Below are 25,027 nucleotides of genomic sequence, written 5' to 3'. Positions count from 1 at the left end.
TTTTCATATATTTATGTAATTTTTTCTTATTATTAGAATAGCAATCTTAATTGTAGCGAATATTGGAGTATATCTAAAATAAAACGACTTACAGCCGTACCTAATATGATAGATAAGATGATAATAAATGTTTGAGCTTGAGCAACATGATTTTTCTTAAAAATTTGTTCTAATCGTACGCCTTGGAGTGCCCAAAATGCTAAACATACACAGATGACATGTAGTAAAAGTCCGATAATACCTAATTGACCATAATATTCCATATTAACAACTCCTTCTAAAAATATAAGGCTGAGACATCACCTGTCTCAGCCTTATATTTTATCTAAATTTAGCCACTTCAATTCGATTAATTGCACGATGAAGTGCACGTTCAGCACGTCTAAAGTCTACTTCATCACGATTCATTTTCAATCGTTCTTCAGCACGTTCTTTAGAATTAATCGCACGGTCTTTATCTATTTCATCGGCAGTTTCAGCCGCTTGAACTAGAACTGTAACTTTATTAGTTCTTACTTCAACAAATCCTTCGGAAACAGCTAAATACTCCGTACCACTTGCTTTGTTTACTTTAACGTATCCTGTTTTCAAAGCTGCAACAGTTGGAATATGTCCAGCCATTACACCCATTTCACCAGTTTCAGTATGTAAAACAACAAGTTCTACTTCTTTTGCTGAGTAAACAGATCCATTAGGAGTGACAACATCTAAGGTAAATGTATTCATTTTCCATTCCTCCTAATTATTATTAGACCTCTACACCCATGTTTTTAGCATTTTCAAGAACTGCTTCAATACCACCGACTAAACGGAAAGCATCTTCTGGGATATGGTCATATTGTCCTTCTAGAATAGCTTTGAAATCTTGTACAGTTTGACTAACTGGTACGTATGAACCTTTTTGACCAGTAAATTGTTCAGCTACATGGAAGTTTTGAGATAAGAAGAATTGAATACGACGAGCACGTTCAACTGTTTTCTTATCTTCATCTGATAATTCATCCATACCAAGTATGGCAATGATATCTTGTAACTCTCTATATTTTTGTAACGTTTGTTGTACACGACGCGCAACATCATAATGTTCATCTCCAACAATTTCTGGAGTTAAAGCACGTGATGTTGAAGCTAATGGGTCAACGGCTGGATAGATACCCATTTCCGTTAATTTACGTTCCAAGTTAGTAGTAGCATCTAAGTGAGCGAAAGCTGTTGCTGGCGCTGGGTCAGTATAGTCATCGGCAGGTACGAATACTGCTTGGATAGATGTAACTGATCCTTTATTAGTAGATGTAATACGTTCTTGTAATTGTCCCATTTCAGTAGCAAGTGTTGGTTGGTAACCAACGGCAGATGGCATACGGCCTAATAATGCTGATACCTCTGAACCTGCTTGTGTAAAACGGAAGATGTTATCGATGAACAATAATACGTCTTGTCCTTGCTCATCACGGAAGTATTCTGCCATTGTTAAACCAGAAAGTGCAACTCTAGCACGTGCACCAGGTGGCTCGTTCATTTGACCGAATACCATCGCTGTTTTCTTAATAACACCTGAATCGCTCATTTCATAGTATAAGTCATTTCCTTCACGTGTACGTTCACCTACACCTGCGAATACAGAAATACCACCATGTTCTTGCGCGATGTTATTGATTAATTCTTGAATAAGTACTGTTTTACCTACTCCGGCACCACCGAATAGACCGATTTTACCACCTTTGATATAAGGTGCTAATAAGTCTACTACTTTAATACCAGTTTCAAGAATTTCTACTTTTGTAGATAAATCTTCGAATTTAGGTGCTAAACGATGAATTGGATCGCGACGTACGCTTTCATCAATTTCTTCACCTAAATCAATTTTTTCGCCTAATACATTGAAAACACGACCTAATGTAGCATCACCAACTGGTACTGAAATAGGTCTTCCTGTATCAGTAACTTCTTGTCCACGTTTAACACCATCAGTTGATGCCATTGCTATAGAACGTACAACATCATCACCAAGGTGTAATGCAACTTCTAATGCTAAGTCAAAGCTTGATCCGTCTGGACGTTCAACTTTAAGTGTTAAAGCATTATTAAGTTCTGGCAATTCACCATGTGGGAAGCGTACATCAATAACTGGCCCTGTAATTTGCGTTACTCGGCCTAATCCCATGTAAATTCCTCCTAATCATTATTCGAGTGCAGCTGCTCCGCCTACAATCTCAGTAATTTGTTGAGTAATTGCAGCTTGACGAGCTCTGTTATATTGTAATGATAATTCATCAATTAATTCTGAAGCGTTATCTGTTGCATTCTTCATAGCTGTCATTCTTGATGCATGTTCACTAGCTTTACCATCTAATAATGCACCATAAATTAAACTAATTGCATATTGCGGTAAGATAACTTTTAAAATCGTTTCTTTATCTGGTTCAAATTCATAACCAGCCATCATACTAGAACCTTTTCCAGTATCTTCATCAGATAATGGTAAGATTTTTTTAGATTTAACTTGTTGTTCAAGCACACTCACGAAATGACTGTAGTAAATTGTTAACTCATCATAAAATTCTTCATTAAACAAGTCTACAGCTTTCTCAGTTAAGGCTTGTACATTTTTAAATGTTGGTTGGTCAGGTAAACCTACATACTCTTCAATGATGTTATATCCTCTAGCTTTGAAGAAGTCTCGGCCTACTCGTCCGACAACAATAATGCCGTATTCGTCACTATTGTTGTTATGTTTTTCTTTAATATCGTTAACGACATTTTTCAAAATGTTAGCACTATATGGTCCTGCAAGTCCTTTATCACAAGTAACAACTAAGTAACCAGAACGTTTTACAGGTCTTGTTTTAAGCATTGGATGATTAACATCTGTACTCTTAGAAGCAATAGCTGTTACAGCATCTTGAATCTTATCCATATATGGTTGAAATGCTTTCGTATTCTCTTCTGCTTTACGCAATTTAGAGTTTGAAACCATATTCATTGCTTTTGTAATTTGACTAGTCTTTTGAGTAGAAGTAATTCTACCTTTGATTTCTCTTAGTGAAGCCACAATTTCACCACCTTTTATTTAAAGCTTAATATTACTCTACATGAGATTTATTAAATACTTTTTTGAATGCATCGATTGCTGAAACAAATTTATCATCAGATGGTAATTGTTTTGTTTCACGAATTTCTTTAAATAGATCGCTTGCATTTGCATCAATCCAATTTAAGAATTCATCTTCGAATCGTGTAATATCTTCAACTGGGATATCATCTAAATGACCTTTAGTTAAAGCATATAAAATAACAACTTGACGATCTACAGTCAATGGTTTGTTTTGATCTTGTTTAAGTACTTCTACTGTACGTTTACCACGTTCTAATTTAGCTTTCGTAGCTTGGTCTAAATCTGAACCAAATTGAGCGAATGATTCTAACTCACGGTATGATGCTAAATCTAAACGTAATGTACCTGCTACTTTTTTCATCGCTTTAATTTGAGCTGAACCACCTACACGTGATACAGATAAACCAGCGTTGATCGCAGGTCTTACACCAGAGAAGAATAAGTCTGATTGTAAGAATATTTGTCCGTCAGTAATTGAAATAACGTTTGTTGGAACGTATGCTGAGATGTCCCCTGCTTGAGTTTCAACAAATGGTAATGCAGTAATAGAACCGCCACCTAAGTCATCATTTAATTTAGCAGCACGTTCTAATAAACGACTGTGTAAGTAGAATACGTCACCTGGGTAAGCTTCACGACCTGGCGGACGACGAAGTAATAATGATAACTCACGGTAAGCTGCTGCTTGTTTTGTTAAATCATCATAAACGATTAATACATGTTTACCGTTAAACATGAATTCTTCAGCCATACTTACACCAGCATAAGGTGCAATGTATAATAATGGCGCTGGTTGAGCTGCTGACGCAGATACAACGATTGTATAATCTAAAGCACCATGTCTACGTAAAGTTTCTACCGCTGTACGAACTGTAGATTCTTTTTGACCAATCGCAACGTAGATACAAATCATATCTTCGTCTTTTTGGTTTAGAATTGTATCAATCGCAACTGTTGTTTTACCAGTTTGACGGTCACCGATGATTAACTCACGTTGTCCACGTCCAATAGGTACTAATGCGTCAATCGCTTTAATACCAGTTTGTAATGGTTCATCAACTGATTTACGATCCATAACACCTGTTGCAGGTGATTCTACAGGACGAGTCTTAGATGTATTGATTGGACCTTGTCCATCCAATGGTTGACCTAATGGATTTACAACACGACCAATTAATTCTTCCCCTACAGGTACTTCCATAATACGACCAGTTCTTTTAACTTCGTCGCCTTCTTTAATACCTTCTGCAGGTCCTAAAATTACGATACCTACATTATTTTCTTCTAAGTTTTGTGCTAACCCTAAAACGCCAGTATGGAACTCTAATAGTTCGCCAGCCATAACGTCATTTAAACCATGAGCTAATGCAATACCATCGCCGACTTGGATAACTGTACCAACATCGGTAACTGACATTTCTGACTCATAGTTTTCAATTTGAGAGCGTAATAAAGCACTGATTTCTTCAGCTTTAATGGCCATCTATGTCACTCCTTAATATTATTTCATTTGTTGAAATGATTTTGCTAATTGATTTAAGTCATTCTGAATGGAACCATCGTATACTTTTGTACCTATGGAAACACGAATACCACCAATTAAAGAATCATTAACTTGATTTTCTAAAATAAGTTTTTTCAAACCTGTTCTTTTAATAAATGCTTTACCAATTTCGTCTAATTCTTCATTAGATAAAGGATACACAGATTCAACTTTCATTAAATCTTGGCTATGTACCTGATTGTATATTTTGCTAAAATCTTTATGAATTTCTGGAATTAGTGACAATTTACTGTTATTAGCAAGTAGGTATAATGTGTTTAACAAAGGTTTAGAAGCACCTTTAAATACATTGTCAACAAATTGTTGTCTGTCGTTTTTTGCTAATTTAGGATTGTTATCAATTGCTTTTAAATCACTAATTTGTTCTTTAACACTTTCTGATACTTGAGTAAGTTCATCTAAGACGCTGTCTGTTAAATCTTGCGCTTCAGCTACATCATATAAGGCTTGGGCATATTTCTGACTAATATTCGCCATTATTTATCCCCTGCCTCTTTAATGTATTTTTCAACAAGGTCTTTTTGATCTTGTTCAGAGATTTCTTTATTGATTACTTTAGAAGCAATTAATACAGAAAGTTCTGAAACTCTATTATTAATATCTGCAATAGCTCTTTGTTTCTCTTGTTGAATTTCTGCTTGAGCTGATTGTACTAAGCCATTTGCTTTAACATTTGCATCATTAATAATTTGCTCTTGTTGTACTTTAGCTTGATGTTTAGCATCATCAAGAATTGTTTGTACTTCTTCTTGAGTTTTTCTTAATAGATTTCTATTTTCTTCTTCTAATTTCTTAGCGTTTACTTTTGCTTCATGAGCATCATCAATATCTTTATTAATAGCGTTCTCACGCTCATCCATAATTGATTTTAATGGTCCCCAAGCAAACTTTTTTAATAAGGCAAGCAGGATAATAAATGTGATCAATGTAAATAAGACTGTTCCCCATTCGACACCGCCACCTGCTGCTCCTAAAACTAATACGTTTTGATCCACTGCCAACTACACTCCTTTCACTGCAATTAAAGATGAATAACATCTCATAAATGAATGGCGAAATCCTTTTTAGATAGACTCCGCCTGTTCTAAAAATATTTTAGCTTATCGATTCATTACCATGAATGCTACTACTACTGCAATGATAGGAAGGGCTTCAACTAAACCAACACCGATAAACATGATTGTCATTAATGGACCACGTGCTTCTGGTTGACGTGCAACACCTTCTACTGTTCTTGATACGATAAGACCGTTACCGATACCTGCTCCTAATGCTGCTAAACCAATCGCGATTGCTGCTGCTAATACACCTAAACTCATTATAATTTTCCTCCTAGAAATAAAAATATTAATTGTTTTTTTAAATTATATATTAATGATCGTCTGCCACTTTATGGGACATATAAACCATTGATAACATTACGAATATGTAAGCCTGAATTGAACCAATAAATATTGAGAATCCTTGCCATACTATCGCTGGTAAAACTGCTCCGAACGCGCCTAAAACGCCTCCAGCTGCTAATGTTGCTAATAAACCAAGTAATACTTCACCTGCGAATATATTACCGTATAAACGTAGACCAAGCGTTAATGTTGAAGCAAATTCTTCAACAATTTTGAATGGCACCATAAATGCTACTGGTTGTACAAATGATTTCAAGTACGCGCCAGTACCACGCATTTTAACACCATAGTAATGTGTTAAAAGAACCATCAATGTTGCTAACGTTAATGTTACTGTTGGATCTGCTGTAGGTGATTTCCACCATAGTGTATGTCCTACAACAATTGAGAACGGTAATCCTAGCATATTTGATACAAATATGAAGAATATAAGTGTAACCGCCAAGAAGTGAAATCTTCCTCCGTCTTTCCATGCCATATTGCTTTGGATAATACCTTTTACAAAGTCAAATACCCATTCAATAAAGTTCTGTTTACCAGTAGGTCTAATTTTTAGATTCCTAGTACAGACAACAGCTATTACAAAGACGATAACTGCAGAAACTAACAACATTAACATACTTGAAAGATTGAATACTAAATCAAATCCTCCCAAATTGATGGACCACATAGGTGATTCGTGTTCCATATCTTCACCTCTTTTCACAATTTTAATTATTTAATCGAGACTTTTCAGTGATTTAAACATAATTAATACATATGCTATCATCAAACCAAATAAAATCCCGATAATATCAACGATTAGTGGATATTTAAGCCAAAAACAGCAAGCAACGATTGTCACAAGATATCTGACCCAGTTTCCTGTTGATAATTGTAATGATTCAGCATTTTTAGCTCGATTGAGGTAAACTTCCCATGAAAACAAGTTAACAGCTGATGCTATTGTTCCAATAATAAGTCCTAAAACGAACTCATGTTTCAAGAAGAAATACACTACAACTAGAATAATAATAAAGAAAATAAAATACTGTAAATAAGACTTAAAAAAGCCCTTTATATCAAACATTCAGCTGAAACTCCTTAGATAAGTGGCATATCTTTGAAAACCGTTTCATCACACAATTTTCATGATAATATAGTGGACTTATAGTGTCAATGCTATGACAAAAATAGAAAACAAATTTTTGTCATTTTTTTGTCACAGAATTGACACAAACCACCACTTTAATTATTTTGTTCTAAATGGTTCCGGTGCTTCTTTCAGAATATCAAAATAATATTTAATATTTTCACATATTCTCTTAGAAGCGAGACCATCCCCATAAGGGTTTTGAGCGATACTCATTTTTTCATATAATGATTGATCATTTAATAACGCTTTAGTTTCGTTATAGATGTTCTCTTCTTCTACACCTACAAGTTTTAATGTTCCAGCTTCAACGCCTTCAGGTCTCTCAGTCGTATCTCTTAAGACAAGTACTGGTTTACCTAATGAAGGTGCTTCTTCTTGAACACCACCTGAATCTGTTAAGATCAAGTGAGAATTAGCTGCAAAGTTATGGAAATCTATTACTTCTAAAGGTTCAATCAATTCTATACGATCATGATCACTCAATATTTGGTTAGCAATTTCTCTAACCTTAGGATTTTTGTGCATTGGATAAACGACAACAACATCTTCATGCTCTTCAACAATTTGTCTCACAGCTTTAAAAATGTTCTCCATCGGTTTACCAATGTTTTCACGTCTATGCGCAGTTAATAGCACGATGCGTTTACCTTCGTGACGTTTAATAATTTCACTTTCATAATCGTCAGTTACAGTAGTTGATAACGCATCTATAGCTGTATTACCTGTCACAACAATAGATTCGTCTTTTTTATTTTCCTGAAGTAAATTATGTTTAGACTGATCAGTTGGTGAGAAGTGTAAATCAGCAAGGACCCCCGTCATTTGTCGATTCATTTCTTCTGGGAATGGAGAATATTTATTCCAAGTTCTTAACCCTGCTTCTACATGGCCAATTGCAACTTCATTGTAGAATGCTGCTAAACTGCCTGCAAAAGTAGTTGTTGTATCTCCATGTACCAATATCATATCTGGCTTAGCTTCTTGAATAACACTTTCAAGTCCACCTAATACTCTTGATGTTACTTCTGAAAGTGTTTGCCCTTGTTTCATAATATTTAAATCATAATCTGGTGTAATATCAAATGTTTCTAGAACTGAGTCTAGCATTTCTCTATGTTGTGCTGTTACTACAACAATTGGTTGTAACTCCGGATCATTTTTTAATTCTAAAACTAAAGGTGCCATTTTAATAGCTTCAGGTCGCGTACCAAATATCGTCATAATTTTCTTCATTGTAATAAAATCCTCCTATTATCTATTTAGTGCCAAATAATCGATCACCTGCATCACCTAAACCAGGTGTAATGTATGCATGGTCATCTAATTTTTCGTCTAATGCAGCAATATAAATATCTACGTCTTCATGTGCTTCTTGTAATGCTTTAACCCCTTCAGGTGCAGCAATTAAGCCCATAAAACGTATTTTATTTGCTCCACGATTCTTCAATGATTGAATCGCTTCGATTGCTGATGCACCTGTAGCAAGCATAGGATCTACTACAATAATTTCTCTTTCTTCAATATCTTGTGGTAATTTCACAAAATATTCTACCGCTTCTAAAGTTTCTGGATCACGATATAACCCTACATGTCCTACTCTAGCAGCTGGAACGAGTTTCATAATACCATCTGTCATTCCAAGGCCAGCACGTAAAATAGGAATAAGTGCTAATTTCTTACCAGATAATCTTTGAGCGTTCATTTTAGTTACGGGTGTTTCGATTTCAACATCTTGTGTTTCAAAATCTCTCGTAACTTCATACGCCATAAGCATACCGACTTCATCGACAAGCTCTCTAAACTCTTTAGTGCCAGTTTTACGATCACGAATATAACTCAACTTATGCTGAATTAATGGATGATCAAAAACGTGTACTTTACCCATAAGTCTAGCCTCCAATAAATATTTATTTGTTGTAAAGTGGAAACTTAGAAGTTAGTGATAATACGCTTTCATGTGCTTCTTTTAATGTTTGTTCATCTTCTGGATTTTTAAGCACAAGTGCTATTATTCTACCTACTTCTTCAACTGCTTCCTCATCAAATCCGCGAGATGTTACTGCTGGTGTACCTAAACGAATACCACTTGTTACGAAAGGTTTTTCTTGATCAAATGGAATTGTGTTCTTGTTACATGTAATACCAACTTCATCTAAAGCATTCTCAGCTAATTTACCAGTAATGCCAAGAGAACCTTTAACATCTACACAGATAAGATGATTATCAGTACCGCCTGATACAATTCTTAAACCTTCGTCTTCTAGAGTTGCTGCTAATTTTTGAGCATTCTTAATTACTTGTTTTTGATATTCCTTAAATTCTGGTTGTAATGCTTCACCAAATGAAACTGCCTTACCAGCGATAACATGCATTAATGGACCACCTTGAATACCAGGGAAAATTGTTTTATCAATTTCTTTAGCATATTCTTCTTTACAGAAAATCATACCGCCTCTTGGTCCTCTTAATGTTTTGTGTGTTGTCGTTGTTACAAAGTCTGCATAATCTACAGGGTTTTGATGTAAACCTGCTGCAACTAAACCAGCGATATGAGCCATATCAACCATTAATTTAGCGCCAACTTCATCTGCTATTTCTTTGAATTTCTTAAAATCAATTTGTCTTGGATAAGCTGAAGCACCTGCTACGATTAATTTAGGTTGTGCTTCTTTTGCAACTCTCAAGATTTCTTCATAGTCAATTTGTTCATTTTCTTCAGAAACACCATACTCTACAAAGTTGTATAACTTACCACTGAAGTTAACTTTTGCTCCATGAGTTAAATGTCCACCATGACTTAAGTTCATTCCAAGTACAGTATCACCCGGTTCTAAAGCTACAAAATATACAGCCATATTTGCTTGTGATCCTGAATGAGGTTGTACATTTACGTGTTCTCCACCGAAAAGTTGTTTAGCTCTATCACGCGCTAAATCTTCAACGATATCAACGTATTCACAGCCACCATAATAACGACGACCTGGGTAACCTTCTGCATATTTGTTAGTTAATACAGAACCTTGTGCTTCCATTACTGTTTCAGAAACAAAGTTCTCTGATGCTATAAGTTCGATATTATTATTTTGTCTATCAAACTCTTTTTTCATTGCTTTGAAAAGTTCTTCGTCTTGCTTTTTAATTAATGACATGTACAATCCCTCACTTTTAAGAATTTAATACTTTGCTCTTTCGCCGCCTATTAATTTAGGACGACTCTTAGCTATTGTAACAATAGCTTCTCCAATGCGCTTAGTTTCAATTGATACAGGTACTGCGACGTGCTTTAAATGCATACCAATTAGTGTCTGACCAATATCAATACCTTTATCGCATTGAATGTGTTCAACAACTATTGGGTCTTTCATGTGTTGATATGCATAAGTTGACAAACTACCTCCAGCATTGGCTTGTGGTACAACAGAAACTTCAGTCATTGTATAAGGATCAAATATTTCTCGCTCGATTGTTATAGCTCGGTTAATATGTTCGCAACCTTGAAACGCAAAGTGAACACCTGTCTCTTTATGTATAAAATCAAGACTTTCATATATAACCTTAGCAACATCAATCGAACCATCTGAACCTATCTTTGAACCTTTAACTTCTGAAGTTGAACACCCAATGATGCATAGTTCTTGATTGTTAAAAAAATCAATAGACTTTAGTTCATTCAACAATTGTTTTAAATCTTCTTTCATGAATAACCGCCTTCAATCTTGTCTATACGTCTTTGGTGCCTACCGCCTTCGAATTCACTTGTCAACCAAGTCTTGACGATGAGAAGTGCTAAACCTTCACCTATAACACGTTGGCCCATTGCTAATACATTAGAATCGTTATGTTGTCTCGTCACTTCAGCAGTAAAAACATCATGCACAAGTGCACAACGAATCCCCTTTACTTTATTTGAAGCGATAGACATACCAATTCCAGTTCCACAAATCAAAATTCCTTTATCAAACGTTCCATCAGCAACACTTTCAGATACTGGTCTTGCATAATCTGGATAATCTACCGACTCACCTTTATGTGTACCAAAATCTTTATATTCAATGTTCATTTCATCAAGTAATTGTTTGATTGCTTCTTTGTATTCATAGCCACCATGGTCTGCTGCAATAGCTACTTTCATCTTCCCACCTCCCAATTTGTTTATACTATAATATTATAACTTATTTTCTATGTCTGTTATAGCAATTCTGCAAATTATTTGAATTCTTAATTACTTTGTAATAAATCTTCAATTAGTGCTCGAAGTTCTTCGTAAGTATTTTGATAAATGATTTGTGACTGCCCAAAGGGATCTGAAACATCTCCTTTTTCGCCTCTTACGTATTGTTTTATTGAATGAATGTTGTGATGTGTAAATTGCGATTCTAGAATTATTTTATGAGATTCAGTCATAGTTAAGATAATGTCAGCATCTAAATCTTGTTCAGAAAATTGTTTAGCAGTATCAGGTATTGGCAAATCATTTTTAAAGATGATTTCCATTGATTGCGGAGATATTGGTGTCCCATCAAAAGCTGAAATGCCTCTAGATTGAATATTATATTCAGGTTTAATATCTTTGGCTATCGCTTCAGCCAAAGGACTTCTACAAGTGTTGCCTGTACATACAAAAACTATTTTCACAATTCATCTTCTCCTTTAATATTGTGACCACTTGCTTTATCAATTCTATTCATTAATGCGATTGTATCGTCATTTCTTTCGTAGCCACTTATATAAATTTCATCAATATTTGTGAGTTGATCTGCTATTCGCAAAGCATCATACAGATCATGATGAGCACCTTTAATATCTGCAATATCTCTACCAAGCGGTATAAAAGTCATTTGTTCTGAGATTAATGGCTCAATACTTTTAGGACCTATTACTGCTATCTTTTTAGAAGTATTATCTGACAAACTCATTTGTTTTGTAATACCACCTTCTATTAATGTTACAGGTTGCGAAGGTGCATAATGTTTATATTTCATACCTGGTGCAATTGGTTTTTCCAAATCTAACTTTTCGTTAATGACACTGTTTGGCAGAACTTTATTAATCATCTCTATTGTTATAGAACCAGGTCGTGCAATTTTAAATGGATAACTTGTACAATCTAATACAGTACTTTCTATGCCTTCATCAATATCTTCTGCTTGAATGATGCCATATATTCTTTCATCCAAGTCATGTTTAACATGTTCAAATTTAGTTGGCGAAGGACGTCCACTAATGTTTGCACTTGGAGCCGCAATTGGTAAATCCGTTAATTGTAGAACTGCTCTACCAACATGATGACTTGGCATGCGTACAGCAACAGATTGTAATCCACCGGTAACGCGATCACTTAAAAATCCTGACTTGTAAGGAACAATAAATGAAATTGGTCCTGGCCAAAAAGCATCCATTAAAATTTCAGTTTCTTGAGATATATTTTGGGTGAAGTCATTTAATTGAGATTTATCATGTATATGTACGATAAGTGGATTATCAGACGGTCTACCTTTTGCTACATATATTTCTTTAACCGCTTCTTCATCTTTTGCATTAGCGCCTAATCCATATACCGTTTCAGTTGGTAAAGCAATCAATTTATTTTGATGATATCCTGCAATAATCTCATCGATTTGTGGATAACTTTGTAAGTTATGAACATACTTGCGCACATCCCAAACATTTGTTTCCAATGCATTTCTTCCCTTCTTTAAAGCATTTATTGTATTAAAACAAAAGTTATCCACACAACGTGGATAACTCCCGTTAAATGTGCATAACTTCTATTGATTATTCCAATTAAATTGTATCATACGATTGTTTTGATTTATATCTTGAATGATTTTTACATCTTCAACATTCAAATGGGTTTCAATAAAGTCTTTTAATAGTTCACCTTGTAAATGGCCAATTTCAAAAATGACGAGTCCATTATCCGACATAACGTGTTCTAAATTTAGAATAATATCTTTATAGATCGCTAAGCCATCATCTTCTGCAAATAAAGCTAAATGTGGTTCATAATTTAAGACTGTATCAGACATTTCTTTTTGTTCTGCATATGAAATGTACGGTGGATTGGAGACGAGTACATCCACTTTAATATTTTCTTTAATTAGTGGTTCTAAAGATTTACCTTTTAAAAATTCTACCGGTGCTTCAAGTGTCGATGCATTTGTTTCGGCGATTAATAATGCTTCTTCACTAATATCAGTTGCGATAACAGATAAATCAGGTCGCTCTTTTTTCAGTGTAATTGCGATAGCTCCTGTCCCCGTTCCTATGTCACATACGACTACTTGCTCGTTCTGAATCATTTGTAATGTTTGATAGACAAGTTCTTCTGTTTCAGGTCTAGGTATTAATACATGTTGGTTCACTTTGAACTTTCTACCATAAAATTCTGCAAAACCTGCAATATATTGTACAGGCTCACCTTCATACATACGTTCTCTACTTTTTAAGTAAGCATCTAAAATATTATCAGGTACATTTTGATTTAAATTCATGGCAATTTGCGTTCTAGACATGCCTGAAATATCCTCTAATAACCAATCAGCACGAGAGGTTTCAAACCCTCGTGCTGATAATCCATCATAAGTTTCATTTAGTAACTGTTGAAAATTATAATTGGCCATTATTTAATTCTTCCAATTTTTCCGTTTGTTCATGCAACGTTAATGCATCGATAATTTCGTCAACTTTACCTTCCATAATTTGATCTAACTTTTGTAAAGTTAATCCAATACGATGGTCAGTTACTCTGTTTTGAGGATAGTTATACGTTCTAATTCTTTCTGAACGATCTCCTGTACCAACAGCAGACTTTCTTTTTTCAGCGTATTTAGCATTTTCTTCTTGAACCATCATATCGTAAACTCTGGCTTTCAATACTTTAAATGCTTTTTCACGGTTCTTAATTTGAGATTTTTCAGATGATGTCGCAACAATACCAGTTGGTAAATGCGTGATACGTACAGCTGAGTCTGTCGTATTGACGTGCTGACCACCAGAACCACTAGAACGGTAAGTTTCGATTTTTAAATCTTCAGTTCTAATATCAATTTCAACATCTTCAGCTTCAGGTAATACTGCAACTGTTGCTGTAGAAGTATGAATACGTCCGCCTGATTCAGTTTCTGGTACACGTTGTACACGGTGTGCGCCGTTTTCATATTTAAGTTTACTGAATGCACCGTTTCCTTGAATTGAAAAGCTGACTTCTTTATAGCCACCATGGTCACTAATATTCTCTTCAACGACGTCAATTTTGTAGCCATGTGCTTCAGCAAATCTTGAATACATTCTGAATAAGTCACCTGCGAAAATAGCTGCTTCATCTCCACCTGCTGCGCCACGAATTTCCATAATAACGTTCTTATCATCGTTAGGGTCTTTAGGAATAAGTAGGAATTTCAATTCAGATTCTAATTCAGGTACACGTTTAGTAAGACTGTTAATTTCTTCTTTCAACATATCTTGTTCTTCTTTATCTGTTGTTTCGTTTAACATTAATTTCGCATCTTCAATGTCACCTTTAACTGATTTATAAGTTCTATATACATCAACTGTCTTTTGTAAGTCAGATTGTTCTTTTGAATATTTTCTTAGCTTGTCTGTATCCGAAACGACATCTGGATCACTAAGTAATTCATTTAATTGTTCATATCTATTTTCAACAATTTCTAATTGATCAAACATTTATATCACTCCTTATTTCAGTTCTAATTATATGATGATCTCTACATCTTGGTTCATAACTTTCGTCTGCACCAACTAATATAATCGGGTCATCAATATGTGCTGGTTCACCATTTATAAGTCTTTGCGTTCGACTTGATGGAGATCCACATACTGCACATACCGCTTGTAATTTTGTTACAATTTCTGCAACTGCCATCATTTCAGGCATTGGTTCAAATGGCACACCTTTAAAGTCCATATCTAATCCAGCTACAACAACACGATAGCCTTCTTCTGCTAACTTTTGTGCTACGCTTACGATTTCATTATCAAAAAATTGGACTTCATCTATTCCAATAATATCGATGCCTTGTAAATCATATTTTAATATTTGACTAGAATGTTCTATGCTGATTGCATCAAGCTGATTTCCATTATGAGATACTACAGCTTCTTCACTATATCGATTATCAATAGATGGCTTAAATACTTTTACATTTTGTTTCGCATATAAACCTCTTCTCAGACGTCTAATAAGCTCTTCTGACTTACCACTAAACATACTTCCGCAAATACATTCTATCCATCCGGAATGGTAATTTTCGTACATATTACTTATCCACCTTTTTCAACATAATCGCTTAATTATATCATATTATTTTTACTTATTTATTAATTTTTACAAAAAAAAGCACCCTTTATAAAAGGATGCTTGATTCGCTTCATAATTAGTTGTTTGATTTGAAACCAAATTTTTTGTTGAAGCGTTCCACACGACCATCCGCAGATGCGAATTTTTGACGTCCTGTATAGAATGGATGTGAATCTGAAGAGATATCTAAACGGATAACTGGGTATTCGTTTCCATCTTCCCATTCCATAGTTTCATTTGAAGTACGTGTTGAACCACTTAAGAATTTGAAGTCTGTAGTTGTATCTAAAAAGATAACTTTATTATACTCTGGATGAATTCCTTGTTTCATTTTTTTCAGCTCCTTTGCCCTGAACCATCTGGAACAGAGTTTATTTGTGACTTATTCACTCAATACTTACATATTATATATGTTGAAGAATTAAAATGCAACCTTAAATTTATATAATCGGTTTACCAGTCTTGGCACTATCGACCATAGATTTTCTTAAGACTTCAAAGAATTCTTCATTAGAATCCGTGCGTTTTAACTTTCTAATAAATCTTTCAGAGAAATCATTTGAATCAGTAAATAAATTACGTAGTTGCCAAATCATTTCAAGTTCTTCTTTATCTAATAGCAATTCTTCTTTACGTGTTGAACTTCTTCTAATATCAATTGCAGGGAATACTCTCTTCTCAGACAATTTACGATCTAAATGAAGTTCCATATTACCTGTACCTTTAAATTCTTCATAAATCATATCGTCCATACGAGAACCTGTTTCAACTAATGCAGTCGCTAATATTGTTAAACTTCCACCCGCTTCAATATTTCTAGCAGCTCCGAAGAAATGTTTAGGTCTATGAAGTGATGCTGGATCTAAACCACCTGATAATGTTCTACCACTTGGTGGTACAACTAAGTTATATGCTCTAGCTAATCTTGTTAATGAATCCATTAAGATAATGACGTCTTCACCGATTTCAACAAGACGTTTAGCTCTTTCAAGTAATAATTCAGCCACTTTAACATGATGTTCTGGCGGCTCATCAAAAGTTGAGTTAACGACTTCAGCTTGTTCAACAGAACGTTCAATATCCGTTACTTCTTCTGGACGTTCCCCAATTAATAATACAAATAATTTCGCTTTTGGTTGGTTAATTGCGATAGCATTTGCAATTTCTTTAAGTAATGATGTCTTACCAGCTTTAGGTGGTGCTACAATCATTCCACGCTGTCCTAGACCTATTGGCGTAATTAAATCCATGATTCTAGTTGAATAATTTTTACTTGTAGTTTCTAATTGGATACGTTGTTGTGGGTATAGAGGAGTTAACGCTTGAAAGTGTGGTCTTTTTTTAACTTCTTCTGCATTTTGATCATTTACAAAGTCAACTTGTAACAATCCATAATACTTTTCATTTTCTTTAGGTTTTCTAACTTTACCAGTTACTTTGTCACCTTTTTTAATTTCAAAGCGTCTAATTTGGCTAGCAGATATATAAATATCTTTTTCACCTTTAGAATAGTTAACAGTACGTAAAAAGCCATAACCATCAGGTTGAATATCATCTAAGATACCTTCCATATAATAGTTGCCGTCTTTTTCCATTTGAGCTTCCATAATTGCTAAGACAAGTTCTTTTTTATTTAATTTACTATAATTTGTTATTCTTAGTTCTTTTGCCTTTGATGTTAATTCTTTAGTTGTATAGTTCTTGTATAATTCGTGAAACGATTCATACTGAGGACTTGTTCTAACTCTTTCAGCCATATTTATGACACCCATTTCTTAAAAATCTCATTCATTTTTATCAGATTTATAATCTGCCTTTAAACTATAGCATTTTTTTATGAAGATGACAAAATAAGTTATATATAAATTATGTTAAAATATTTCACTTTTTTATTCAATTATAACTATCATATAAAAAGACTGAAACATCGAAATGTTTCAGTCTTAAAAATATATTGTATTTTGTATTTTTACTATTCTTTAAAATAACCTGGAATTGCTTTAATTTCTAAGAATTCTTCAATTCCGTAGTCGCCCCATTCTCTACCAATACCTGATTGTTTATAACCACCGAATGGTAAATTAGGTTTTCTACCTGCATCATTAATTTCCACAGTACCTGCTTCTAACGCTTTAGCAACTTCTCTTACACGTTCTGTATCTTTACCATATACATATGCTGCTAAACCATAAATTGTATCATTAGCAATTTCAATTGCTTCATCTAAGTCTTTATAAGTAATAATTGTACCTACTGGACCAAAGATTTCTTCTTGAGCAATTGTCATATCATTTGTTACATCAGTAAATAATGTTGGTTTAACGAAGTAACCTTTTTCAAGACCGTCTGGTTTACCAACACCACCATGTAATAATGTTGCACCTTCATCGATACCTTTTTGAATGTAGCTTTGAACTGTATCAAATTGTTTTTTAGATACAACTGGACCAGCATCTTGGCCAGCTTCTCTAGGATTACCAACTTTAACATTTTCAATTGCTTTTTTAGCTGCTGCGATAAATTCATCTTTAATACTTTCTGGTACTAATGTACGTGTACCTGCTGTACAAACTTGACCAGTATTTTGTACGAATTTAGCAACTGCACCTTTAGCTGCTTCTTCGATATCAACGTCATCTAACACTACTAATGGTGATTTTCCACCTAGCTCTAATGATACTTTTTTGAAGTCTTTAGCTGAGTTTTCCATAATTTTTCTACCAGTTGGTCCTGAACCCGTAAATGACATCATACGTACATCAGGATGTGAACTTAATGGATCACCAACACTTTGGCCATCACCATTTACTAAGTTGAACACACCTTTAGGCACGCCAGCTTTTTCAAATATTTCAGCTAAAATAATCGCTGCAAATGGTGTTTCTTCAGATGGTTTTAAGACTACAGGTGAACCTGCAGCAAATGCACCAGCTAATTTTAATGATGTTTGGTTAGTTGGGAAGTTCCATGGTGTTACTAATCCAGAAACACCGATAGCTTCTTTAATAACTAAATCATCACCACGACGTTCTTCAAATTGAATTGAATCGATCGCTTTACTTGCTTCTCTAAAATGATTTAAGCCCATTTGATAATGAACAGATTCTGATTTTTCAATTGGTGAGCCAAGCTCATCCGTCATTACATCTATTAAATCTTCTTTTCTATTTTCATATTCATCTGCAATTCGTTCTAATAAAGCTTTTCTTTCTTCTAAAGAAGTATTTCTAAATTTCACGTACACTTTTTTAGCGGCAGCTACAGCGTCATCAACATCTTGTTTGTTACCTGCAGCAATTTTACCCATTACTTCTTCTGTAGCAGGGTTAATAACATCTAATGTTTGTCCACTATGACTTTCAACCCATTCGCCATTTATATATTGCTTGATATCTTGTCTCATGAATTATCTACTCCTTTATATTTGTTACATTGGTTATTATAGTATGGATGATAGTCATAATTAAAATAATCTGTTTGAGAATTGAATATTTTAAATTTCAAACAAATAAAATACCCGCCAACGAAATAGGTTTCATCGCATTGACGGGTACTTTATAATATTCAATTTGTTTAGGAATGATTCTCTTGCAATTCCACATTTTTTTGCGCCCACTCTTCTAATGGTACAAGCGCTTGTGCTAATTCGTATCCTTTAGTTGTTAAATGATATTCAACTGATAGAGGCGTTGTTGTAACAACTTTCTTCTCAACTAATCCCCAATCACTTAATTCAGTTAATTTAAGAGATAATGCTCTAGGTGTAATACGTCTTAAGTCTCTTTTCATATCAGAAAAGTGAGCCGAACGTTCATCACAACGTGATAAATAATTAAGTATTAAACCATTCCAACTGCGTCCTATTACTTTAAAAGTTTCTTCCAAATAAGGACATACTTCCATGTTACTCACCTCTTTAACTTCTATATTGCCATTATACTACACTTTATATACAAAGTATATAATTTATACTTGTTATACGGTTTCAGTCCAAATATCAGCACCTAGTACTTTTAATTTTTCAACAATTCCGCTGTATCCTCTATGAATATGCTTCACATTATAAACCGTTGTAACGCCTTCAGACATTAATCCAGCAATTAATAAAGATGCACCTGCTCTTAAATCACTCGCTGCTACACTTGCACCTGTCAATTGAGATGGATAATAAATAGCTGTGCCATTTTCTAAATTCACATTTGCACCCATTCTGATCAATTCATCAACGTGTTTAAATCTTGCAGGATAAATCGTTTCTGTTATTTTACTTTGACCATTTGCTTTTAATAATAAAGGTGTAAATGGTTGTTGTAAATCTGTTGCAAAGCCAGGATAAACTGCAGTTTGTATATCAACTGGTTTATATTCGTCTTTACCTTTAATAACAACTGAATCTTCACCTAAATCGATTTCAGTGCCCATTTCTCTTAATTTAGCGATTAATGGTTCTAAATGTAAAGGAATGATATTTTCGATGTACACTTCTTCACCCATGGCTGCTGCTGCACACATGTATGTACCTGCTTCTATTCTATCAGGAATAATTGTATGTTTCGTACCGTGCAAGGATTCTACACCTTCAATTTTCAATGTATCTGTACCTGCACCTCTAATTTTAGCGCCCATATTATTTAATAATGTCGCAACATCAACAATTTCAGGTTCTTTCGCTGCGTTTTCAATTACTGTTTTACCTTTTGCTAAAGAAGCTGCCAACATAATATTGATCGTTGCACCAACACTCACAACATCCATAAATATTTTAGCGCCAACTAATTCTTCAGCTATTAAATACATCGCACCTTGTTCGTTTGTTACTTTTGCACCTAGTGCTTCAAAACCTTTAATATGTTGGTCAATTGGTCTAGGGCCTAAAGGACAGCCACCAGGTAAACCAATCACACATTTTTTAAAACGTCCGAGCATAGCCCCCATCATATAATAAGATGCTCTTAAAGATTGTACTTTATTGTTAGGTAAAGGTAGATTCACTGCATCGCTTGAATCAACGACAAGCTGATCACCATTTAATTCTGTTTTAATATTTAAATCACCAAGTAGGCTCATTAAAGTTTTGACATCTGAAATATCTGGTAGTCCATCTAATGTCACAACATCATTCGCCATTAAACTTGCTGGAATAAGTGCAACTGCACTATTTTTAGCACCGCTTATTTGCACTTTACCATTTAATTTTTTGCCACCATTTATTTTTATAACTTCTTGAGACATATGTTTACTCCTTTACTTCATCGTCTTAGAGAATGCATACTCTCTCAACATGAATAGATAATTATTTCCATTATATACTATTCAATAAGATAAACGCAAAAACATAAAAAGTAAATAGAAATGACATAATTTACTACGAAAGAAGTATCAAATTTTAAATTTTTGACATTAAAATAAATTGAGTAAACGTATTGAATAAATATTCAATTTATCTTTAAAAACAGAAAAAACTACTACAAGCACGATGCTTGTAGTAGTTTGAATTTAAATAAAATTAAGCTTGGTTAGAAGTACCAAATTCTTGGATTTTACCTTTAACAGTTGCTTTAATTGCTTCACGAGCAGGTCCTAAGTATTTACGTGGATCGTAAACTTCGCTGTCGTTGTTTAACACTTCACGAACTGCTTTAGCAGATGCGATTTGGTTTTCAGTGTTAACGTTGATTTTAGCTGTACCGAAAGTGATAGCTTTTTTGATATCGTGAGTTGGGATACCAGTACCACCGTGTAATACTAATGGTAAACCAGTTGAAGCACCGATTTCTTCCATTTCTTTGAAACCTAAGTTTGGTTCACCTTTGTAAGGTCCGTGTACTGAACCTAATGCAGGTGCTAAAGTATCAATACCAGTTCTTTCAACTAATTCTTGACATTCTTTAGGATCAGCATAGATAACGCCTTCTGCAACTACGTCATCTTCTTGTCCACCAACAGTTCCTAATTCAGCTTCAACAGAAACACCGTTAGCATGAGCATATTCAACTACTTTAGAAGTAATTTCGATGTTTTCTTCGAATGGGTGATGAGATGCATCGATCATTACTGAAGTGAATCCAGCATCGATAGCTTCTTTACATTTTTCGAAACTTGAACCGTGGTCAAGGTGAATAGCAACTGGAATTGTAATGTTGTAATCTTCAATTAAACCTTCAACGATTTTAACGACAGTTTTGAAACCACCAATATAACGTCCAGCTCCTTCAGATACACCAAGGATAACAGGCGCATTTTCTTCTTGTGAAGCTTGAAGAATAGCTTGTGTAAATTCTAAGTTATTGATGTTGTATTGACCAACAGCATAACCATTTTCTTTTGCTTTAATTAACATTTCTTTCATTGAAACTAAAGGCATTGAGTTTCCTCCTAATGTGCAAGGCACGAATTATTTACAAGATTATTATATCAAACTTTGTGAATATATGCACCTTTTGAAAGCCCTATCCTAAATGTTTTCTTACAATTTTCATAACTTCTTCAATTGTAAACGGCTTCATTAGCACGCCTGTAATATTTCCTTTTTTTAAAACTTCTAACTCGGTAGATGATTGAAATGCTGAAATGATATAAACCGGAATATTTTTATCAGATTTTCTAATTTCGGCAAATACTTCTTCACCAGAAATTCCAGGCATTCTTTTATCTATAAAAATCAATTTATAAGTATTTTTATGAAATAATTCAATACCCTCAGCTCCATTTTTTGCAGTATCTACATTGAATTGATTTAATTCCATAATTTCTTTTAGTAATTGTCTAATATTCTTTTCATCATCTATAATAAGTACATCCATTGAAGATACCCCACTTTTTCTATAAAATAAATTTAATGACGTTAATAAGGAGAATACAAATTGCTTAAAATTTTTAATACACAATTAAACGGCATATTTAGTAAAATAGATGCCCAAATTGAAGAAATTGAAATTGCATCACAACTGCTTATGCAAGCAGCAAACGGTGAAGGCAAAATACGCATCAAAACTTTCGATGAAATCAATCATTTCCAAACATTTATGACTGAGGGTAACGAAAGCTTACCACATGCAGAAACACTCAATACTTTAGATGAAATCGAAAAGATCGACTCTACTGACCGCGTATTATTAGCCGGAACTTCCTTTACTGAAGAACTCAACGAATGGATTACAAAATTAAACGACCACGATATAGATTTTGTCGTAATAGCCAACAAAGATAAAGACAATAAAACACACGAATCACTCATGCATTATATTGACTTAGCAACACCAAGAGCAATCGTTCCAACCGCTGATTACAGTAAAATTATTACCCCACATCTTATGGCTTTAAATTATATATATTATATCATGTTTGCTGAAATGCACGAGATTACACAAGATTTAAATGAAGAAATTTAGTAATAGTAGATAGTGGGTTTGCGTTTTATGAGTTGGTGGATAATGGAGGTTTTAGTTACACTTCTTATGAGTTTTGTAATTATGGGCCTCCTTAGTTACAATTCCGCCGACTTTTGTTACTATGGGCCGCCTTAGTTACACTTCTGCCGACTTTTGTAATTAACGCACCCGTTATGAACAAGTTTGGCGAAAAGTGTTCACAACGCACCCGTTACGAACAAGTTTGGCGAAAAGTGTTCACAACGCACCCGTTATAAACAAGTTTGGCGAAAAGTGTTCACAACACACCCGTTACGAACAAGTTTACCCAAAAGTGTTCACAACGCAGCACTTAATATCCCACACACATATTCATAAAAAAGCGCCCTCTATCTTAAATACTTGAAAAAGTATTAGGATAAAGGGCGCTTTATATATTATTTATTTTGAATACTTGCTTCTACAAATCCTCTGAATAATTTTTGTGGACGTGTTGGTCTAGATAAGAATTCTGGATGGAATTGACATGCTACAAACCATGGGTGATTTTCTAATTCTACGATTTCTACTAATCTACCATCTGGGCTTGTGCCTGAGAATTTCATGCCTTTTTCTTCTAGTCTTTCGCGATATTCGTTATTAAATTCATAACGGTGACGGTGTCTTTCGTCTACTTCTAATTCACCATAGACTTTATGTGCAATTGTACCTTCTTCAATTTTACATGGGTAAACACCTAATCTTAATGTGCCGCCTAAATCTTCGATGTCTTTTTGTTCTGGTAATAAATCGATAATTGGGTATGGTGTGTTTGGATCTAATTCTGCTGAATGTGCATCGTTTAATCCAACTACGTTTCTAGCAAATTCAACTGTTGCTAATTGCATACCTAAACAAATACCTAAGTATGGTACATTGTTTTCACGTGCATATTGAATGGCTAATATCTTACCTTCTACACCTCTATCTCCGAATCCGCCAGGTACTAAAATACCATCTACATCTGCAAGTTCTTTTTGATAGTTTGTTTCGTTTAATTTTTCAGAATCAATCCATTTAATTTCAACATCTGATTTAAAATCATAACCAGCATGTTTTAATGCTTCTGCAACTGATAAGTATGCATCTTGTAAACTAACATATTTACCTACTAAACCAATTTTCACTGAACCTTCTAAATTACGTACAGTGTCTAATAATTGGTTCCACTCTGTTAATTCCGCTTCTGGTGCAGCTTCTAAATCTAATCTTTCAATGACGATATCATCCATATGTTGTTCTTTTAAAGCTAATGGAATTTGATATAACGTATCAGCATCTCTACATTCAATGACTGCACGTTTGTTAATGTCACAGAATAATGCAATTTTATCTCTTAAATCTTGAGTCATTTCATATTCAGTACGTACCACAATTAAATCTGGTTGAATACCTAAACCTCTTAATTCTTTAACACTATGTTGTGTTGGTTTAGTCTTCATTTCACCAGCAGCTTTAATGTATGGAAGTAACGTACAATGGATGTACATAACGTTTTCACGACCAAGATCACTCTTGATTTGTCTAATTGCTTCTATAAATGGTAAAGATTCAATATCACCAGTTGTACCACCAATTTCAGTAATAACAACATCAGCATTTGTACTTTCGCCAGCCATTAATAATCTTGATTTAATTTCATTTGTAATATGTGGGATAACTTGGACAGTACCACCTAAGAAATCTCCACGTCTTTCTTTTTTAAGTACGTGAGAATAAACTTTACCTGCCGTTACATTTGAATATTTATTAAGGTTAATATCAATAAATCTTTCATAATGTCCTAAGTCTAAGTCTGTTTCTGCACCATCTTCAGTTACAAAAACTTCACCGTGTTGATATGGACTCATTGTACCTGGATCAACATTTAAGTATGGGTCGAACTTTTGAATTGTTACATTTAATCCTCTATTTTTAAGTAATCTCCCTAGTGATGCTGCTGTAATACCTTTACCAAGAGACGATACTACGCCACCTGTTACGAAAATGAACTTTGTCATGTTTGTACCTCCATTTATTTTTTAAAAAATAAAAAACGCTCCCACTTACATTAATTAAAATGTAAGGAGGGAGCGCTA

29 protein-coding genes are annotated in these 25,027 nt (G+C 34.2%); 1 reads left to right on the top strand and 28 read right to left on the bottom strand.

Going from position 1 to position 25,027, the window contains the following annotated elements; all coding sequences use genetic code 11:
* Window positions 1-32 precede the first annotated feature (32 nt).
* The 27 genes from LQ677_RS06820 to LQ677_RS06690 form a co-directional block, all read right to left on the bottom strand.
* A complete protein-coding gene (locus tag LQ677_RS06820; RefSeq protein WP_025904486.1) occupies window positions 33-263 on the bottom strand; it encodes a DUF1146 family protein in 231 nt (76 codons plus the stop codon).
* Between the two features lie 58 nt (window positions 264-321).
* On the bottom strand, window positions 322-726 hold the full coding sequence (locus LQ677_RS06815; protein ID WP_025904485.1) for a F0F1 ATP synthase subunit epsilon: 405 nt from the start codon (window positions 724-726) through the stop codon (window positions 322-324).
* 22 nt (window positions 727-748) lie between these two features.
* A complete protein-coding gene (atpD, locus tag LQ677_RS06810) occupies window positions 749-2,164 on the bottom strand; it encodes a F0F1 ATP synthase subunit beta (RefSeq protein ID WP_025904484.1) in 1,416 nt (471 codons plus the stop codon).
* Window positions 2,165-2,182: 18 nt separating this feature from the next.
* Window positions 2,183-3,052 (bottom strand): ATP synthase F1 subunit gamma, encoded by an 870-nt coding sequence (gene atpG / locus LQ677_RS06805; protein WP_037589780.1) that lies wholly within the window; start codon window positions 3,050-3,052, stop codon window positions 2,183-2,185.
* A 31-nt stretch (window positions 3,053-3,083) separates the two neighbouring features.
* On the bottom strand, window positions 3,084-4,598 hold the full coding sequence (atpA, locus tag LQ677_RS06800; RefSeq protein WP_025904482.1) for a F0F1 ATP synthase subunit alpha: 1,515 nt from the start codon (window positions 4,596-4,598) through the stop codon (window positions 3,084-3,086).
* Between the two features lie 18 nt (window positions 4,599-4,616).
* Window positions 4,617-5,156 carry a F0F1 ATP synthase subunit delta gene (locus LQ677_RS06795; RefSeq protein ID WP_239748195.1) on the bottom strand — a complete coding sequence of 180 codons (540 nt, stop codon included), beginning with the start codon at window positions 5,154-5,156 and terminating at the stop codon, window positions 4,617-4,619.
* A complete protein-coding gene (locus tag LQ677_RS06790) occupies window positions 5,156-5,680 on the bottom strand; it encodes a F0F1 ATP synthase subunit B (protein WP_048540915.1) in 525 nt (174 codons plus the stop codon). The genes LQ677_RS06795 and LQ677_RS06790 overlap by 1 nt, the downstream gene beginning before the upstream one ends.
* A 99-nt stretch (window positions 5,681-5,779) precedes the next feature.
* Window positions 5,780-5,998: a F0F1 ATP synthase subunit C gene (gene atpE, locus LQ677_RS06785; RefSeq protein ID WP_016998905.1), complete on the bottom strand. Its 219-nt coding sequence runs from the start codon at window positions 5,996-5,998 to the stop codon at window positions 5,780-5,782.
* A 52-nt stretch (window positions 5,999-6,050) separates the two neighbouring features.
* Entirely contained in the window at window positions 6,051-6,773 is a 723-nt protein-coding gene (gene atpB / locus LQ677_RS06780; RefSeq protein ID WP_025904479.1) for a F0F1 ATP synthase subunit A, read from the bottom strand.
* Between the two features lie 30 nt (window positions 6,774-6,803).
* Window positions 6,804-7,154: an ATP synthase subunit I gene (locus LQ677_RS06775; protein WP_025904478.1), complete on the bottom strand. Its 351-nt coding sequence runs from the start codon at window positions 7,152-7,154 to the stop codon at window positions 6,804-6,806.
* Window positions 7,155-7,316: 162 nt separating this feature from the next.
* Window positions 7,317-8,453, bottom strand: coding sequence for a non-hydrolyzing UDP-N-acetylglucosamine 2-epimerase (gene wecB, locus LQ677_RS06770; protein WP_037589782.1), 1,137 nt, complete (start codon window positions 8,451-8,453; stop codon window positions 7,317-7,319).
* 22 nt (window positions 8,454-8,475) lie between these two features.
* Window positions 8,476-9,105, bottom strand: coding sequence for a uracil phosphoribosyltransferase (gene upp / locus LQ677_RS06765; protein ID WP_025904476.1), 630 nt, complete (start codon window positions 9,103-9,105; stop codon window positions 8,476-8,478).
* 22 nt (window positions 9,106-9,127) lie between these two features.
* The gene (locus tag LQ677_RS06760) at window positions 9,128-10,369 is read right to left on the bottom strand and encodes a serine hydroxymethyltransferase (RefSeq protein WP_239748194.1); all 1,242 of its coding nucleotides are present in this window, start codon (window positions 10,367-10,369) and stop codon (window positions 9,128-9,130) included.
* Between the two features lie 24 nt (window positions 10,370-10,393).
* Complete coding sequence (locus LQ677_RS06755) at window positions 10,394-10,918, bottom strand: TIGR01440 family protein (protein WP_048540920.1); 525 nt, start codon at window positions 10,916-10,918, stop codon at window positions 10,394-10,396.
* A complete protein-coding gene (gene rpiB / locus LQ677_RS06750; RefSeq protein ID WP_204188458.1) occupies window positions 10,915-11,352 on the bottom strand; it encodes a ribose 5-phosphate isomerase B in 438 nt (145 codons plus the stop codon). The genes LQ677_RS06755 and rpiB overlap by 4 nt, the downstream gene beginning before the upstream one ends.
* 86 nt (window positions 11,353-11,438) lie before the next feature.
* Entirely contained in the window at window positions 11,439-11,855 is a 417-nt protein-coding gene (locus LQ677_RS06745) for a low molecular weight protein arginine phosphatase (RefSeq protein WP_239748193.1), read from the bottom strand.
* Window positions 11,852-12,898, bottom strand: coding sequence for an L-threonylcarbamoyladenylate synthase (locus LQ677_RS06740; protein WP_239748192.1), 1,047 nt, complete (start codon window positions 12,896-12,898; stop codon window positions 11,852-11,854). The genes LQ677_RS06745 and LQ677_RS06740 overlap by 4 nt, the downstream gene beginning before the upstream one ends.
* 90 nt (window positions 12,899-12,988) lie before the next feature.
* Entirely contained in the window at window positions 12,989-13,843 is an 855-nt protein-coding gene (gene prmC, locus LQ677_RS06735; RefSeq protein WP_239748191.1) for a peptide chain release factor N(5)-glutamine methyltransferase, read from the bottom strand.
* On the bottom strand, window positions 13,830-14,906 hold the full coding sequence (prfA, locus tag LQ677_RS06730) for a peptide chain release factor 1 (protein ID WP_037589786.1): 1,077 nt from the start codon (window positions 14,904-14,906) through the stop codon (window positions 13,830-13,832). Before prfA ends, prmC begins: the two co-directional genes overlap by 14 nt.
* Window positions 14,899-15,498 carry a thymidine kinase gene (locus tag LQ677_RS06725; protein WP_025904468.1) on the bottom strand — a complete coding sequence of 200 codons (600 nt, stop codon included), beginning with the start codon at window positions 15,496-15,498 and terminating at the stop codon, window positions 14,899-14,901. The genes prfA and LQ677_RS06725 overlap by 8 nt, the downstream gene beginning before the upstream one ends.
* A 118-nt stretch (window positions 15,499-15,616) precedes the next feature.
* A complete protein-coding gene (locus LQ677_RS06720; RefSeq protein WP_025904467.1) occupies window positions 15,617-15,871 on the bottom strand; it encodes a type B 50S ribosomal protein L31 in 255 nt (84 codons plus the stop codon).
* Between the two features lie 109 nt (window positions 15,872-15,980).
* The gene (gene rho, locus LQ677_RS06715; protein WP_025904466.1) at window positions 15,981-17,297 is read right to left on the bottom strand and encodes a transcription termination factor Rho; all 1,317 of its coding nucleotides are present in this window, start codon (window positions 17,295-17,297) and stop codon (window positions 15,981-15,983) included.
* 215 nt (window positions 17,298-17,512) lie between these two features.
* On the bottom strand, window positions 17,513-18,943 hold the full coding sequence (locus tag LQ677_RS06710) for an aldehyde dehydrogenase family protein (protein WP_107576517.1): 1,431 nt from the start codon (window positions 18,941-18,943) through the stop codon (window positions 17,513-17,515).
* Between the two features lie 170 nt (window positions 18,944-19,113).
* Window positions 19,114-19,443 carry a winged helix-turn-helix transcriptional regulator gene (locus LQ677_RS06705; RefSeq protein WP_025904464.1) on the bottom strand — a complete coding sequence of 110 codons (330 nt, stop codon included), beginning with the start codon at window positions 19,441-19,443 and terminating at the stop codon, window positions 19,114-19,116.
* A gap of 72 nt (window positions 19,444-19,515) precedes the next feature.
* A complete protein-coding gene (locus tag LQ677_RS06700) occupies window positions 19,516-20,772 on the bottom strand; it encodes a UDP-N-acetylglucosamine 1-carboxyvinyltransferase (protein ID WP_239748190.1) in 1,257 nt (418 codons plus the stop codon).
* 274 nt (window positions 20,773-21,046) lie between these two features.
* Window positions 21,047-21,904 carry a class IIb fructose-bisphosphate aldolase FdaB gene (gene fdaB / locus LQ677_RS06695; RefSeq protein WP_025904462.1) on the bottom strand — a complete coding sequence of 286 codons (858 nt, stop codon included), beginning with the start codon at window positions 21,902-21,904 and terminating at the stop codon, window positions 21,047-21,049.
* A gap of 85 nt (window positions 21,905-21,989) precedes the next feature.
* Window positions 21,990-22,343 (bottom strand): response regulator, encoded by a 354-nt coding sequence (locus tag LQ677_RS06690; protein ID WP_025904461.1) that lies wholly within the window; start codon window positions 22,341-22,343, stop codon window positions 21,990-21,992.
* Between the two features lie 60 nt (window positions 22,344-22,403).
* On the opposite strand from LQ677_RS06690, the gene LQ677_RS06685 reads away from it, so the two are divergent.
* Entirely contained in the window at window positions 22,404-22,931 is a 528-nt protein-coding gene (locus LQ677_RS06685; protein WP_239748189.1) for a DUF2529 family protein, read from the top strand.
* Between the two features lie 416 nt (window positions 22,932-23,347).
* On the opposite strand, the gene LQ677_RS06680 is transcribed toward LQ677_RS06685, so the two are convergent.
* On the bottom strand, window positions 23,348-24,949 hold the full coding sequence (locus LQ677_RS06680; RefSeq protein WP_025904459.1) for a CTP synthase: 1,602 nt from the start codon (window positions 24,947-24,949) through the stop codon (window positions 23,348-23,350).
* Window positions 24,950-25,027 lie beyond the last annotated feature (78 nt).

It is taken from the genome of Mammaliicoccus sp. Q-M61 (genome assembly GCF_022386055.1).
Lineage (GTDB): Bacteria > Bacillota > Bacilli > Staphylococcales > Staphylococcaceae > Mammaliicoccus > Mammaliicoccus sciuri_A.
This window is presented reverse-complemented; position numbering and strand designations above follow the sequence as displayed.

Coding starts and splice junctions, on each gene's coding strand:
- atpE (WP_016998905.1), bottom strand. CDS start 5,998: ATGAGTTTAGGTGTATTAGCAGCAGCAATCGCGATTGGTTTAGCAGCA.
- LQ677_RS06755 (WP_048540920.1), bottom strand. CDS start 10,918: ATGAAAGAAGATTTAAAACAATTGTTGAATGAACTAAAGTCTATTGAT.
- atpD (WP_025904484.1), bottom strand. CDS start 2,164: ATGGGATTAGGCCGAGTAACGCAAATTACAGGGCCAGTTATTGATGTA.
- LQ677_RS06820 (WP_025904486.1), bottom strand. CDS start 263: ATGGAATATTATGGTCAATTAGGTATTATCGGACTTTTACTACATGTC.
- LQ677_RS06700 (WP_239748190.1), bottom strand. CDS start 20,772: ATGTCTCAAGAAGTTATAAAAATAAATGGTGGCAAAAAATTAAATGGT.
- LQ677_RS06760 (WP_239748194.1), bottom strand. CDS start 10,369: ATGTCATTAATTAAAAAGCAAGACGAAGAACTTTTCAAAGCAATGAAA.
- rpiB (WP_204188458.1), bottom strand. CDS start 11,352: ATGAAAGTAGCTATTGCAGCAGACCATGGTGGCTATGAATACAAAGAA.
- LQ677_RS06680 (WP_025904459.1), bottom strand. CDS start 24,949: ATGACAAAGTTCATTTTCGTAACAGGTGGCGTAGTATCGTCTCTTGGT.
- atpA (WP_025904482.1), bottom strand. CDS start 4,598: ATGGCCATTAAAGCTGAAGAAATCAGTGCTTTATTACGCTCTCAAATT.
- atpB (WP_025904479.1), bottom strand. CDS start 6,773: ATGGAACACGAATCACCTATGTGGTCCATCAATTTGGGAGGATTTGAT.
- LQ677_RS06795 (WP_239748195.1), bottom strand. CDS start 5,156: ATGGCGAATATTAGTCAGAAATATGCCCAAGCCTTATATGATGTAGCT.
- rho (WP_025904466.1), bottom strand. CDS start 17,297: ATGGCTGAAAGAGTTAGAACAAGTCCTCAGTATGAATCGTTTCACGAA.
- fdaB (WP_025904462.1), bottom strand. CDS start 21,904: ATGCCTTTAGTTTCAATGAAAGAAATGTTAATTAAAGCAAAAGAAAAT.
- LQ677_RS06690 (WP_025904461.1), bottom strand. CDS start 22,343: ATGGATGTACTTATTATAGATGATGAAAAGAATATTAGACAATTACTA.
- LQ677_RS06710 (WP_107576517.1), bottom strand. CDS start 18,943: ATGAGACAAGATATCAAGCAATATATAAATGGCGAATGGGTTGAAAGT.
- LQ677_RS06725 (WP_025904468.1), bottom strand. CDS start 15,498: ATGTACGAAAATTACCATTCCGGATGGATAGAATGTATTTGCGGAAGT.
- LQ677_RS06705 (WP_025904464.1), bottom strand. CDS start 19,443: ATGGAAGTATGTCCTTATTTGGAAGAAACTTTTAAAGTAATAGGACGC.
- prfA (WP_037589786.1), bottom strand. CDS start 14,906: ATGTTTGATCAATTAGAAATTGTTGAAAATAGATATGAACAATTAAAT.
- upp (WP_025904476.1), bottom strand. CDS start 9,105: ATGGGTAAAGTACACGTTTTTGATCATCCATTAATTCAGCATAAGTTG.
- LQ677_RS06775 (WP_025904478.1), bottom strand. CDS start 7,154: ATGTTTGATATAAAGGGCTTTTTTAAGTCTTATTTACAGTATTTTATT.
- prmC (WP_239748191.1), bottom strand. CDS start 13,843: ATGGCCAATTATAATTTTCAACAGTTACTAAATGAAACTTATGATGGA.
- LQ677_RS06815 (WP_025904485.1), bottom strand. CDS start 726: ATGAATACATTTACCTTAGATGTTGTCACTCCTAATGGATCTGTTTAC.
- wecB (WP_037589782.1), bottom strand. CDS start 8,453: ATGAAGAAAATTATGACGATATTTGGTACGCGACCTGAAGCTATTAAA.
- LQ677_RS06720 (WP_025904467.1), bottom strand. CDS start 15,871: ATGAAACAAGGAATTCATCCAGAGTATAATAAAGTTATCTTTTTAGAT.